At 59.0% G+C, this 12,907-nt stretch carries 11 protein-coding genes; 1 reads left to right on the plus strand and 10 read right to left on the minus strand.

Annotated elements, in window-relative coordinates; genetic code table 11:
• Positions 1–38: 38 nt before the first annotated feature.
• The 10 genes from HCG46_RS04710 to HCG46_RS04755 all read right to left on the minus strand — a co-directional run bounded on the left by HCG46_RS04710 (position 39) and on the right by HCG46_RS04755 (position 12,192).
• Positions 39–530, minus strand: coding sequence for a heme-binding protein (locus HCG46_RS04710; RefSeq protein WP_022998119.1), 492 nt, complete (start codon positions 528–530; stop codon positions 39–41).
• A gap of 71 nt (positions 531–601) precedes the next feature.
• Complete coding sequence (locus HCG46_RS04715; RefSeq protein ID WP_022998120.1) at positions 602–1,486, minus strand: cytochrome c1; 885 nt, start codon at positions 1,484–1,486, stop codon at positions 602–604.
• 30 nt (positions 1,487–1,516) lie between these two features.
• Positions 1,517–2,782 carry a cytochrome b/b6 gene (locus HCG46_RS04720; protein WP_022998121.1) on the minus strand — a complete coding sequence of 422 codons (1,266 nt, stop codon included), beginning with the start codon at positions 2,780–2,782 and terminating at the stop codon, positions 1,517–1,519.
• Between the two features lie 25 nt (positions 2,783–2,807).
• Complete coding sequence (petA, locus tag HCG46_RS04725; protein WP_022998122.1) at positions 2,808–3,368, minus strand: ubiquinol-cytochrome c reductase iron-sulfur subunit; 561 nt, start codon at positions 3,366–3,368, stop codon at positions 2,808–2,810.
• 306 nt (positions 3,369–3,674) lie between these two features.
• On the minus strand, positions 3,675–5,513 hold the full coding sequence (locus HCG46_RS04730) for an ABC transporter ATP-binding protein (protein WP_075282482.1): 1,839 nt from the start codon (positions 5,511–5,513) through the stop codon (positions 3,675–3,677).
• Between the two features lie 2 nt (positions 5,514–5,515).
• Positions 5,516–5,944 (minus strand): hypothetical protein, encoded by a 429-nt coding sequence (locus tag HCG46_RS04735; protein ID WP_145903536.1) that lies wholly within the window; start codon positions 5,942–5,944, stop codon positions 5,516–5,518.
• A 394-nt stretch (positions 5,945–6,338) separates the two neighbouring features.
• The gene (locus HCG46_RS04740) at positions 6,339–8,201 is read right to left on the minus strand and encodes an EAL domain-containing protein (protein WP_168684884.1); all 1,863 of its coding nucleotides are present in this window, start codon (positions 8,199–8,201) and stop codon (positions 6,339–6,341) included.
• Between the two features lie 132 nt (positions 8,202–8,333).
• A complete protein-coding gene (locus HCG46_RS04745; protein WP_022998126.1) occupies positions 8,334–9,653 on the minus strand; it encodes a methyl-accepting chemotaxis protein in 1,320 nt (439 codons plus the stop codon).
• A 182-nt stretch (positions 9,654–9,835) separates the two neighbouring features.
• Positions 9,836–10,234, minus strand: coding sequence for a DUF2177 family protein (locus HCG46_RS04750; protein ID WP_077292109.1), 399 nt, complete (start codon positions 10,232–10,234; stop codon positions 9,836–9,838).
• 104 nt (positions 10,235–10,338) lie between these two features.
• Complete coding sequence (locus tag HCG46_RS04755; RefSeq protein WP_168684886.1) at positions 10,339–12,192, minus strand: ABC transporter ATP-binding protein; 1,854 nt, start codon at positions 12,190–12,192, stop codon at positions 10,339–10,341.
• Positions 12,193–12,392: 200 nt separating this feature from the next.
• On the opposite strand from HCG46_RS04755, the gene HCG46_RS04760 reads away from it, so the two are divergent.
• Complete coding sequence (locus HCG46_RS04760) at positions 12,393–12,875, plus strand: tRNA (cytidine(34)-2'-O)-methyltransferase (RefSeq protein ID WP_168684888.1); 483 nt, start codon at positions 12,393–12,395, stop codon at positions 12,873–12,875.
• The last annotated feature ends 32 nt before the right edge of the window (positions 12,876–12,907 follow it).

Here is a 12,907-nt window from a genome sequence, read left to right on the forward strand (position 1 = left end):
TCAATATCTGCGGGACACAGGCCCGCATCAGCGATGGTTTATTTCAATTGATCCGCGATGGCGTCAAGCCCGGCCTTGGCGCATTTCGCCTCATTCTCGCCGCCACCGCCTCCGGCAACGCCAATCGCTCCGAGAAGCATTCCGGTCGCCGAGACGATGGGCAGCCCCCCAGCCAGAGGCAACGCCCCTGGAATAGCAGCAAGACTGGCCTCTCCGCCCGGTCCGGCGAGCGAACCTAGATCCGAACTGGGAAGGTTGAATGAAGCGGCGGTCCAGGCCTTGCGACGGGCGGTTTCGGCAACATGCGCACCGCCCATGTTACTGCGCAGTGTCACTTGCTCGACGCCGAAACGGTCCACCACGGAAGCTCCGGCCTGAAAACCTGCCTCGTTGCAGACCTCGACGGCTCGCAGCGCAGCGCGCATGGCAAGATGCATGTCCAGGACCTCGACCATGTGGGTTGCGGCCGATTGCGAATTTGCGGGGACAGGAAGCAGGAGAATTGCCAGAAACATCAATGCGCGGCGCATTGCATTACCCCTCAAAGAAAAAGCCGCCGGAAGGTCCGGCGGCTTTCATCATGCACTTAGGCGGCAATCAATCAATGCTCAACGTTGCGCCACAGTTTCTTCTTCGTGAAGTAGAGCATGCCGGCGAAGACGATCAGGAAGATCATGACCCGGAAGCCGATCTTCTTGCGCTCTTCCAGATGCGGCTCGGCGGCCCACATCATGAATGCAGCGACGTCATGCGCATACTGGTCGACCGTCATCGGTGTGCCGTCGGTGTATTCGACCAGCTCGTCGGACAGCGGTGCGGCCATGCCGATCGGACCACCTGTCAGATGCTCGTGCGCACAAGCTTCAGCGGTAACGGAACCACCCAGGAATGCCGGGTTGTAGTTGCCGGTGAAGTCCTCACCCAGACATGCCGGGTTTTCTTCCGGATAGCTGGTGAGAAGCGCGTAGATGTAATCCGGGCCCTGCTCCTGATACTGGGTGAAGGCGTCGAAGACGAACCACGGGAAACCGCGGTGCGCAGCACGGGCCTTTGCCAGCAGCGAGAAGTCCGGCGGGTAAGCGCCGCCGTTGGAAGCGCGGGCAGCCTGCTCGTTCGGGAACGGAGACGGGAACTTGTCCGCCAGGATACCCGGACGCTCATACATGTCGCCGTCGTCGTTCGGACCGTCGATGACGGTGTACTCGGACGCGATCTGCTTGGCCTGATCTTCGGTGAAGCTCGGGCCACCGTCTTCAGCAAGGTTACGGAAAGAAACCTGCTTCAGGCCGTGGCACGAAGCACAGACTTCCCGGTAGACCTTGAAGCCACGCTGCAGCTGGCCACGGTCGTAGAAACCGAACGGACCCGAGAAGGACCACTGCTCCCGCTCGATGTGCGGGGCGTTGCCTGCTGCGAAGACCGGGGTCGCGATGGCGACAGCCGCCACCGCAGCGAAGGAACGAACCATTTTGATCATGGTGCTCATTGTCTCAATTAACTCCTGATCCGGGCCGCGTTACTTCGTTTCCGGTGCTGAAGTCGCACCAGCCGGTTTGCCGGCTCCGCCCTTCAGAACCGCTTCGGAAATCGAGGCCGGCAAGGGCCGCGGTTTTTCCAGGAACCCGAGCATCGGCAGGATGATCAGGAAGTGGGCGAAGTAGTAGGCGGTGCAGACCCGGGCGAGCAGAACGTAGGTGCCTTCGGCCGGCATGGCGCCGAGATAGCCAAGCGCAACGGCGTTGGCAGCGAAGATCCAGAAGAACTGCTTGAACAGCGGGCGGTAGGTGCCGGAGCGAACCTTGGACGTGTCCAGCCAGGGCAGAACGAACAGAACTGCAATGGCACCGAACATGGCGACAACACCGCCGAGCTTGTCCGGGATGGCGCGCAGGATCGCGTAGAACGGCAGGAAGTACCATTCCGGAACGATGTGCGCCGGGGTCACGAGCGGGTTTGCTTCGATGTAGTTGTCCGGGTGACCCATGTAGTTGGGCACGTAGAAGACGAACCATGCGAACAGGATCATGAACACGATGATCGCGAACAGATCCTTGATCGTGTAGTACGGGTGGAACGGAACCGTGTCCTGCTTGGTCTTCGGCTGAACGCCTGTCGGGTTGTTGTTACCCGTGGTGTGGAACGCCCACACGTGCAGGATAACGACACCGAAGATCATGAACGGCAGCAGGTAGTGCAGCGAGAAGAAGCGGTTCAGGGTCGGGTTGTCGACCGCGAAACCACCCCACAGCCAGGTGCGGATTTCTTCGCCGACCAGCGGAATGGCCGAGAACAGGTTGGTGATAACCGTTGCGCCCCAGAAGGACATCTGGCCCCACGGCAGCACGTAACCCATGAAGGCGGTGCCCATCATGATCAAGAAGATGATCACGCCGAGGATCCAGGAGATCTCGCGCGGCGCCTTGTAGGAACCGTAATAAAGACCCCGGAAGATGTGGATGTATACGGCGATGAAGAACATCGACGCGCCGTTTGCATGCAGGTAACGCAGCATCCAGCCGAAGTTCACGTCGCGCATGATGTGCTCGACGCTGTTGAAGGCTGCATCGGTGCTTGGCGTGTAGTGCATCACCAGCACGATGCCGGTGATGATCTGCGCGATCAGCACGAAGAACAGGATGCCACCGAAGGTCCACCAGTAGTTCAGGTTCTTCGGCGTCGGGAAATCAACAAAAGAGCCGCGAACGAGCGAGATGACCGGCAGGCGGCTTTCCAGCCACTTTGCCGGAGCGCTCTGCGGTACATAGTTTGAATGTCCAGCCATGGCTGTCTCCTAAAAATCTATGCCGTTAGCCGATCTTGATCGTCGAGTCGCTGACGAACTCGAGCGGCGGAATCAGCAAATTCTCGGGAGCCGGGCCCTTACGGATACGGCCGGCGGTGTCGTAGTGAGACCCATGGCACGGGCAGAACCAGCCGCCGAAGTCGCCGGAGCTGCCGATCGGCACGCAGCCGAGGTGGGTACAGATACCGACCTGGACGAGCCATTTCTCGTTGCCTTCGACACCACGGTTGGCGTCAGACGCTTCCGCGTCCGCCGGCAGGTTAGAATTTCGTGCAAGCGGGTCGGGAAGATCAGCCAGGGGAACAGCCTTGGCTTCTTCCACTTCCGTTTCGGTACGGTTGCGGATGAATACCGGCTTACCGCGCCATTTGACTGTAATCGACTGCCCCTCTTCCACGGCAGAGATATCCACCTCGATGGAAGCCAGAGCCAATGCGGAGGCATCCGGGTTCATCTGATCGATGAACGGCCATGCCAGCGCGCCAGCGCCAACGACGCCCATGGCGCCGGTCGCAATATAGAGGAAATCGCGGCGGGTCGGTTCCGCCTGATCCGTATGTGCCAAGGTCGCGTCCTCTCGAAACCTGTTCAACCTGTACCGAAAGCCCGCATCACGTCCGGGACCCCTTCTTTGCCCAAGAAGGGAACGGAACCATGCCGGGCTCATCGGGGGCCGGATACGGGCTATTCCGCACCGGCCAAGCGGCTTGTCTTTTTGCACCCTTCGAAACGCTTGTCCAGTTCAACAAACGCCTCGAAACGCATATGTCGCAGGCAAAACAACCGCCGCGCCGCTTTTCTGCCCTTTTTTGGGGAATGAGTGCAAGAGCGGAATCCGATTGAATCCCGCTCTTGCCATTGGTCTTTGGATTTAGGCGGCCTGAACCGAGGACAGAAAGCCCCCCGACTGGTGCTCCCAGAGCTGTGCGTAAAGTCCGCCCCGCTCCAGAAGCTCCTGATGGGACCCCTCCTCGATGATTCGACCCTTGTCCATCACGATCAGCCGGTCCATGGCCGCGATCGTGGACAGACGGTGGGCAATCGCAATCACCGTCTTGCCCTGCATCAGATCGAACAGGCTCTCCTGAATGGCGAGCTCGACTTCACTGTCGAGAGCGGATGTCGCCTCGTCGAGCGCCAGGATCGGCGCATCCTTCAGCAGGGTTCGGGCAATGGCCACCCGCTGGCGCTGGCCACCGGACAGCTTGACGCCCCGCTCGCCGACATGGGCATCGAGACCCTTGCGGCCCTCCATGTCCTCCAGCTCGTCGACGAAGGACAGTGCATGTGCTTTTTCAAGCGCGGCCAGCACCTCTTCCCGCGTCGCATCCGGACGGCCATAGGCCACGTTGTCGAAGATCGACCGATGCAGGAGCGATGTATCCTGCGTCACCACACCAACCTCGGCCCGGATGTCGTCCTGACGGACATTGGCAATGTCCTGGCCATCGATCAGGATCCGGCCGCCTTCCAGGTCGTAGAAGCGCAGGATCAGGTTGACCAGCGTCGACTTGCCTGCACCCGACCGACCGATCAGACCGATCTTCTCACCCGGATGGATCGTCAGGCTGAGGTCCTCGATCACCCCGGCTTCCTTGCCATAATGGAACCGGATGCGATCGAAACGGATCTCGCCCTGCCCGACCTCGAGCGCCTTGGCGTTCTTGACGTCCATCACCTCGCGTTCCCGCGAAATGGTGGAGATGCCATCCTGCACGGTGCCGATGTTCTCGAACAATCCCGCAAGCTCCCAAAGGATCCAGTGGGACATCCCCTGGAGACGCAGCACGAAGGCAACCGCAATGGTGACTTCGCCGATGGTCACAGTGCCGGCCTGCCACAGAATGATCGAAAGACCACCGATGGAGGTCAGCAGCAGCATGTTGATGAACACCAGGACGATATTCAGTCCCGTCACCAGCCGCATCTGCAGAAAGACCGTCTTCAGGAAGCCAAGCATCGACGTGCGAGCATAGGCTTCTTCGCGCTCCGCATGGGAGAACAGCTTCACCGTGGTGATGTTGGTATAGGCATCAACCACGTGACCGGTCATCAGAGAGCGTGCATCAGCCTGCTCCTTCGACACGTCCCGCAACTTCGGAATGAAGAAGCGGATCGTGAGCAGATAGGCACAGATCCACACCAGGAACGGCAGGCTGAGCCAGATATTGGCTCCCGCGACCACGATCACGGCCGCGGTGAAGTAGACCGCGACATAGACCATGATATCGGCCATGCGCGAGACGACCTCACGCACGCCAAGTGCTGTCTGCATCAGTTTCGTCGCGATCCTGCCCGCGAAATCGTTCTGATAGAACGACACGCTCTGGCGCAGCAGGTATCGATGCACCCGCCAGCGGATGGACATGGGATAGTTGCCCATCAGCCCCTGGTGAAACAGCAGCTGCCAGATAACCTCCAGCAGCGGGCGCAGCACCAGCAGGATCACCAGCATGAAGAGGAGCGTGCGCCAGTTCTGACTGACGAACGTATCCGGATCAGATTTTTCCAGCCAGGTGACCAGGTCGCCCAGGAACGTGAAGATATAGACTTCCACGATCGCGACCAGTGTGCCGAGAAGCGACACACCGGCCAGGATCGGCCAGACAGGTTTGGTGTAGTACCAACAGAAGGCCCAGAAGCCCTTCGGGGGCACTTCGAGAACAGTCTTCTCGAAGGGGTCCACGAGTTTTTCGAAACGCTCGAACATGATTACCTCTCGGCCCCACTCAACCGTAACACATTGAGATGCACCAGGGCATCGTCAGTGCGCACAGGTTTTCTATGCGGGCGAATTATGCGGCCAGTCGCGAACAGCAGCAGACTGGCGATGAAACTTGTAAAGGCGAGAGCCACGATGAAGGTGCCCCAGAAAAGCGCGCCGAGTTCATCGGCAAACTGCGTCACCGGTATGTGTCGGCCGGCGATTTCCAGAGCCTCGATCCGGCTCAGATTGAAGACGATGACCGGAATGAAGAACACGACGGCGATCGCAAAAGTGGTTCCCAGAAAGACGCCGGCGGCGACAGCGGCACGCATCGCACGGCGGGGAAAAGCCTGTCGTGGCTCTTCTGGTAAAGACACTTCAATATCCGGACGGCCTGTCGCTGGGGACAGGTCCGGCGTGAAATGGAATGACATCGGATCATCTCCGAAATGGGATCGTAAACGTGGTGACGGCAGACACGCGCGGCAACGCATGCAGCTCAATGGGAACGGCTTCAGCCGGTCACCGCAAAAGTCAGGAATTTGAAGAAGGTCTGTGGCTTCCTAGCGGAAGCGGACAGTGATACCTGGGCAAGCCTGGAGAGCGGCATATGGGTGGATCATGCAGCGATCTGTCATTTAGTGCCCTCCTGGTTGCGCAGCCGGGCGGCTGCTGGGGAAACAAAGCCAACCACCATGAGTTGACTGGGGATGTTGGTACCTGCTTTCGGAGAACTTGAAAAGCAAAAATGCGTCAAATTGCAGCACGAAATATCGATCTGTTGCCCATCGGCCACAGACCCCCAAACCTCTCCCTTCGGCAGAGAGCTTAGGACTGATACTCCAGCAGCTCGAACTCGCGCATGTGAATTTCCGCTTCATGCGGCGATAGCGGATCCGCAATGACCTTGCCTTGCACCGTCGTGCAGCCGAATTGCTTGAGCAGATCGACCTGCTTTGTCGTATCGACCCCCGCCGCAGAAATCTTCAGCCCCAGATTGCCGGCAAGCCGGGTGACCGACTGAACCAGCTGCCGTTTTTCCTTGCTGTCCTCAAGCCCTGCAATAAGCATCGGACACAGCTTCAATTGATCCGCGTTCAGATAGATAAGCTGACCGGCGCCGCCATGTCCGCCGCCGAACTTGTCCAGGGCAACCCTGCAACCGATTTCCCTCAGAAGGTCAACGGATCCGGCGAGGCCGTCCGGTTCGTCGAAACGGATGATTTTTTCGTCCAGCTCGACCACGATGTCGTCGGTCTTGAAACCGGCCTCACAGGCAGCCTGACGAAGTTGTTCGACGAAGCCTTTTTCCTTCAGGCTGGCTCCGCTCAGGTTCACCGACAGGAAGAACGCCGTATTCGAGAGCTCTCGAAGTCGCCGGACCTGGGCAAGCCCCTCCAGCAGCGCGAAACGCTCGATCTGGGCGATTCTCTTGACGTCTTCGTGCGTCGACAGAAGGCTGACCGGGTCCACGAGCCCTTCGGAAGGATGCAGCCAGCAGGCCGTAACCTCGTATCCGATGATCCGCCGGCTCTCCAGGTCGTACTGCGGTATCATCATCAAAGACAGACCGCCGCTTTCAAGATCCTCGTCCAGCTGTGCCTGGATCATGCGCCGGTGGCGATGTGCCGCTCCAAGCGCATCCGTGTACCAGGAGATCTGGCTACGGCCCGAACGTTTGGCGGCATAAAGAGCAATATCGGCACAATTGATCAGCTCCGACGCACTCGCAGTCGCCGTTTTCGCCAGCACTAGCCCGACACTGCCGGCAACCCTCAACTCGTGACGGTCCACTCTCACCGGCTTGGCCAGTCCCTCAAGGATCCGGTTGCCCAGATCTTCCATTTCGCATGGTCCGGACGGGTCCGCGACCACCGCGACGAATTCATCCCCGCCGATACGTGCGACCAACCCCTTGTTGCCCAGCACACGGCTCATCACCATGGCCACATGACGCAGCACCGCATCGCCTGCTCCGTGTCCATGGCTGTCGTTGATGTCCTTGAAGTGGTCCAGATCAAAATGAATGATCCCGATCTGAGCGTTGCCGGCCGTGCCCTCTGCAACGCGCTCCTTCAGGTAGGCATTCAGCTTGGCCCGGTTGGCAACGCCGGTCAGGTCGTCATGCTCCGCCTGATGTTTCAACCGGATGCGCGCGTTCTCCAGCTCCTTCACATGCTCAACCTGGCTGGTTACATCCCGGCAAATCAGAATGATCTTGGTTTCTTCCAGCGTCTTTCCCTCGACGACAGCAAAGGTCAGCTGGTTCCAGAACAATTCGCCGTTCTTGCGCCGGTTGAGGATCAGCTCTTCGGTTCCCGACCGGAACTTCGTCAGGTCGTAGCGGAAGTTTTCGATCTCGTCCGGGGAGAGCTGGTTTTCCGGCGGCAAGATGAATTCCTGAGGCCGCCGGCCGCGAATTTCCTCCGCGCTGAAACCGGTGATGCGGGAATAGGCCGGGTTCGTCCATTCGATGTGCCCGTCGATGTCCTGCATGACCAGTCCTTCATGGGCATGCTCCACGACAAGCTGAAGGATTGCGGCATCATTGCCAAATCTGGAAACGTTGGAAGGAGCCGAGCCGTCCCGCTGCTTTCGGCCGCATAAATAGCATACGGCCATGAGAACCAGAGCGGCTCCCAATGCGAGCAGGAGATGTTGACCCGGCACATTCGCTAAGAATTCTGCCATATTCCGTCTTCAGCCAAGATATTAGTTCCGCTTACTCTACGGGAGCAAAACTGAACCAATCTCTAAACTGCAAGTTATTTTATTGGGTTACTGTCATTTATACCAATACACAAGGCGTTCCGCGGCTCCCTCTCAGGCAGCCCGCACGCTTTGCAGAAATTGCCGAACCTGTTCTTGCAGGCTGTTTGACAATTGCCCCAGTTCGGCAGCAGCACCGTTCATTTCATCGGTAGCCGTCCGGCTGGTCTCCATAACGTCGCTCAAGGTGTCAACGTTTTCGGCCACTTGATCGGAACTGGTCCGCGCCGTCAGTGCATTGCTGCTGATCTCGTGGGTGGCCGTAGTCTGTTCCTCGACCGCTTCGCGGATTTTTCCGGAAATCTCGCTGACGCGGCCAATGGTTTCCGCGATCGAACGGATGGCGGTTTCGGAAAGCTCCGCGACTTCCTGCACCGCTGTCACCTGCGCGGAGATGTCTTCGGTCGCCCTGGTCGTCTGCTCGGCAAGGGCCTTCACCTCATTCGCAACGACGGCAAATCCCCGCCCGGCTTCGCCAGCCCTTGCCGCTTCGATGGTCGCATTGAGCGCAAGCAGGTTGGTCTGGCTTGCGATCTGGCTGATCAACTCGACGATTTCACCAATGGCACGGCCGGTTTCCGCAAGCCGACCGACAATCTCGTCGGTTTTCCGGGCTTCCGCCACCGCGGTGCTGGCAATGTCCGTTGCCTGGTCGACGTCCTCACGCACACGGCTCAGCGAACCGGACAACCGATCTGCCGAACTCGTCACGAAAGCGACGGAACTGCTGGCTTCCGATGTTGCCTGATGTACTTCCTGAACCGCCTGCATGGACGAGTTCACCGCCCTGTTCAGATCCGCCGAATTGCCTTCAACGCTTTTGGCAGCCGTCGACAAGGCAGAAACCACACCGATGACGGACTTCTCGAAATCATCGGCAACATCCTGCATCAGCGCCTTGCGCTCCTCGCTGAGGGCTTCCTGGTGGGCAAGTTCCTGCCTCGCCTGCTCTTTGGCCCGTTCGGCGAGGTTGGCCCGGAAAGCGGTCACGGACCGTGCAATGGCTCCGATTTCGTCGCTCCGATGGGCACCGTCGATCTGGATGTCGAGATTACCTTCGGACAGCATGTCGAGGCCGGTCTGCAACCGGTTCATCGGCCGGGCGAGCCCCACGGCCAGAATGACGGCAAATGCCAGAAAGGCCAGACCGACCGGCAGCACGACCAGACCGATGGTGATCATCTGATCCAGGATGAGCCCGTCAATCTTGCCGGCAACGTTGCCTGTCAGAAAGTCCTGCGCACCGGCGGGTGTGCCGATCTTTTCCATGAAGGCCTGGCGGAAGGTATAGAAAGCAAATGCGGTACCGGCCATCATGATGGCGGCAGCCGTCAGAACCATGGCGACGAACCGGCCCTTGATTGAAAGCGTCACGTGGAAACCCCGACAGTAATTTTTCAGCCCCGCTTACGGCCGCTGTTGATCAGCGCCGTTATCGCAAGATGAAACACTACCGCTCTGCACGTAAAAATTCAGTAACGGCCAGTCCTCGGAGAACTACGTAGTCTTGATATTTTTGACGAGACTGTTGTGCCCTGCGTTTCGCGCCTAGCGGATCAGGACATCAGCCGGGTGATCGTGAAGCCCGCACCAGCTGAAACCGCGGACAGGACCGTCCCCCACGCAACGTCGACGAGAACAACGGAAACCGGCCACTCCCTGAGCGTTGCGTAGTTGGTGACGTCGTATGTGCCGTAGGTGAAAAACCCGAACAGCGCTCCGAAAATAATGGCGGTCACAAGGCTGTCTGCCTTGAGCGCGGGCGCAACCGCGAAGATCACTATGCCAACGACATACACCAGATAGAAAACACTCGCGGCGGCGATGTTGGGCTTTTCCATCATCAGATGGCCGATACGGTCAAGGTAGAACCGGGTGGATACCTGCGTCAGCCAGACGTAGTCCACGGCAAGAAAAACGAGCACTGTTGCGATGTATGCCGTGACGTATTTCAAGATCGGCCCCCTGGTTTTGCACTGCCTTGTTTCGTCGGTTCTACGCCTCGGCAAGAGCACTGGATCAGCAGGAATTGAGCTGAGCGGCTGCGGCGAACTTCAACTCAGGCGAATTCGCTTTCCGGTTCCAGAAATCCGCCGGACTGGCGGTGCCAGAGCTGCGCGTAAAGGCCGTCTGCATCTTCCAGGAGTGTCTCGTGCGTCCCCTGCTGAACGATCCGGCCCCTGTTCATGACAATCAGTCGGTCCATGGCGGCGATGGTCGACAGGCGGTGCGCGATCGCGATCACGGTCTTGCCTGTCATCAATCCTTGCAGATTCTCCTGGATGGCGGCCTCGACTTCCGAATCGAGGGCCGAGGTCGCTTCGTCCAGAACGAGGATCGGAGCGTCTTTCAGGAGCACGCGCGCGATTGCAATGCGCTGACGCTGCCCGCCGGACAGTTTGACACCACGCTCACCTACAAAGGCGTCGAACCCCTTGCGGCCGCGCCTGTCTTCCAGCCTCTGGATGAAACCGGACGCGTGGGCCTTGCGCGTCGCCTCCAGCAACTCTTCTTCACTGGCCGACGTACGGCCATAGAGGATGTTCTCGCGGATCGAACGATGCAGCAAGGACGGATCCTGGGTCACCATGCCAATCGACCGGCGCAGCGATTCCTGGTTCACATCGCGCACGTCCTGTCCGTCGATGAGGACACGCCCCGCCTCCACGTCGAAGAACCGAAGCAGCAGGCTTGTCAGCGTGGTTTTGCCCGCCCCCGACGGGCCGACGATACCGACGCGCTCACCCGGCTGGATCGTCAGGTCGAGATGATCGATGACACCGCCCGCCTTGCCGTAGTGGAACCGGATTTTATCGAACCGCACTTCCCCCTCAGTCACTTTCAGCTCCGGCGCCGCCGGTTTGTCTGTCAGGGTCACTGGCTTGACGATGGTCTCCATGCTGTCCTGCAGCGATCCGAAGTGGCGGAACAGGCCGTTGAGCTGGTTGAACAGCCGGTTCAAAAGGATGTTCAGCCGCAGGATCAGACTGAGCGTGAAGGCCACATGACCGGCGCTGATGCCGCCGTCCTGCCAGATGGACAGCGCCAAGCCCGCAATCGAAACGATCATCACTCCGTTGACCAGCGTCATGATCATGCGAATTGTGGTCAAAAGCCTGGTGAAGACCCGTATCTTGGCAATCATCGTCTCAACCGAGGCCCGCGCTCCCCGGCTTTCTTCCTCCGAGGATCCGAACAGCTTGACCGACTGGATATTGGTGTAGGTATCCACCAGACGTCCGGTCACGCCCGAATAGGCATTTGCCGAATCCTTTGCCGCAGCACGAACCCGTGGTACGAAAATGATGGCGGTTGCGGTGAAACAAAGCAGCCAGATGGCCACGAGTGCACCCAGCCAAAGGTTCAGGTCCGCGACCAGCACAAGCGTCGTGATGGCATAAACGACAATGAACCAGACCACCTGCAAAAGGTTGGTCATGAAATCGCCCGCCGACATGCCCGACTGCATCACCTTCTGCGACAGGCGCCCGGCGAGATCGTCCTGGAAATAGGAAAGGCTCTGCTTCATCACCCGCTGATGGCACTGCCAGCGCACCAGATTGAAGAACCCGGGCACGATCGCCTGTTCTTCCACCAGCGCCATCAGCGAATTGGTGAGCGTGCGCACGACCAGCACCACGAAGGCCATGGTCATGAGTGTCCAGAAATGATCGGAGAAGAATGTCGCCCGATTGCCTTCTTCCAGAAGATCCACGATGCGGCCAAGAAAATTGAAGATCGCCACTTCAACAAAGGCGGTCGCCCCGCCGATGGCGAGCATGGCAATGAACGGCCAGCGCACCTGCGTGACGAAATACATCAGGAAGGCAAACCCGCCATGGGGCATGTCGGATTTGGACGGCTCCCGGAAAGGATCTATCCAGGATTCAAAAGCGCGAAAGAGCGGGGACACGTGGCGTCTCCATGGAGGCTGGAGCGATTCTTCACGTCATCCTACGCGCCAGGCGCGAAATTGGCCCAATGAAAATATGTAACGATTTGCCCCAAACCCGCAGCTCTCGGCCTTGTACCGGGCATTGAAACCGGTCTTCCTGTGACAAATGTTATGCCTGCTGCTATTGAGCCGGTCTCCCGAAACCAATGCGGATACCCATGCCAGACATTGCCCTTTACCAACCGGACATCCCGCAAAATACCGGCACGATCCTGCGTCTTGCCGCCTGTATGGGCGTAACTGTGCACTTGATCGAGCCTGCGGGATTTCCGATCTCCGACAGCGCTCTCAAGCGGGCCGGCATGGATTACCTGGAAAGGGCCGCGATGGTCCGCCACATCTCGTTTGCCGCATTCGATGACTGGCGACGTTCGAACAAGCGCAGGCTGATCCTGCTGACGACAAAATCGGAAGTGCCCTACGCGAATTTCGCGTATCAGCCAGACGATATATTGATGATGGGCCGGGAAAGTTCGGGCGTGCCGGAGGACGTCCACACGCTTGCCGATGCCCGGCTGACGATCCCCATGGCCGACGGCATGCGCTCGCTCAACGTCGCCGTCTCAACAGGCATGGTGCTGGGTGAAGCCTTGCGGCAATCAGGCACATTTCCTAAAAGCCCAGGGTACACTCAAAGATAGCAATCACATGCATGCCCGCCGGCCCGGCAGGC

Source organism: Labrenzia sp. PO1 (genome assembly GCF_012273635.1).
GTDB lineage: Bacteria > Pseudomonadota > Alphaproteobacteria > Rhizobiales > Stappiaceae > Roseibium > Roseibium algicola.

Coding starts and splice junctions, on each gene's coding strand:
- HCG46_RS04710 (WP_022998119.1), bottom strand. CDS start 530: ATGCGCCGCGCATTGATGTTTCTGGCAATTCTCCTGCTTCCTGTCCCC.
- HCG46_RS04715 (WP_022998120.1), bottom strand. CDS start 1,486: ATGAGCACCATGATCAAAATGGTTCGTTCCTTCGCTGCGGTGGCGGCT.
- HCG46_RS04720 (WP_022998121.1), bottom strand. CDS start 2,782: ATGGCTGGACATTCAAACTATGTACCGCAGAGCGCTCCGGCAAAGTGG.
- HCG46_RS04730 (WP_075282482.1), bottom strand. CDS start 5,513: ATGTTCGAGCGTTTCGAAAAACTCGTGGACCCCTTCGAGAAGACTGTT.
- HCG46_RS04735 (WP_145903536.1), bottom strand. CDS start 5,944: ATGTCATTCCATTTCACGCCGGACCTGTCCCCAGCGACAGGCCGTCCG.
- HCG46_RS04740 (WP_168684884.1), bottom strand. CDS start 8,201: ATGGCAGAATTCTTAGCGAATGTGCCGGGTCAACATCTCCTGCTCGCA.
- HCG46_RS04760 (WP_168684888.1), top strand. CDS start 12,393: ATGCCAGACATTGCCCTTTACCAACCGGACATCCCGCAAAATACCGGC.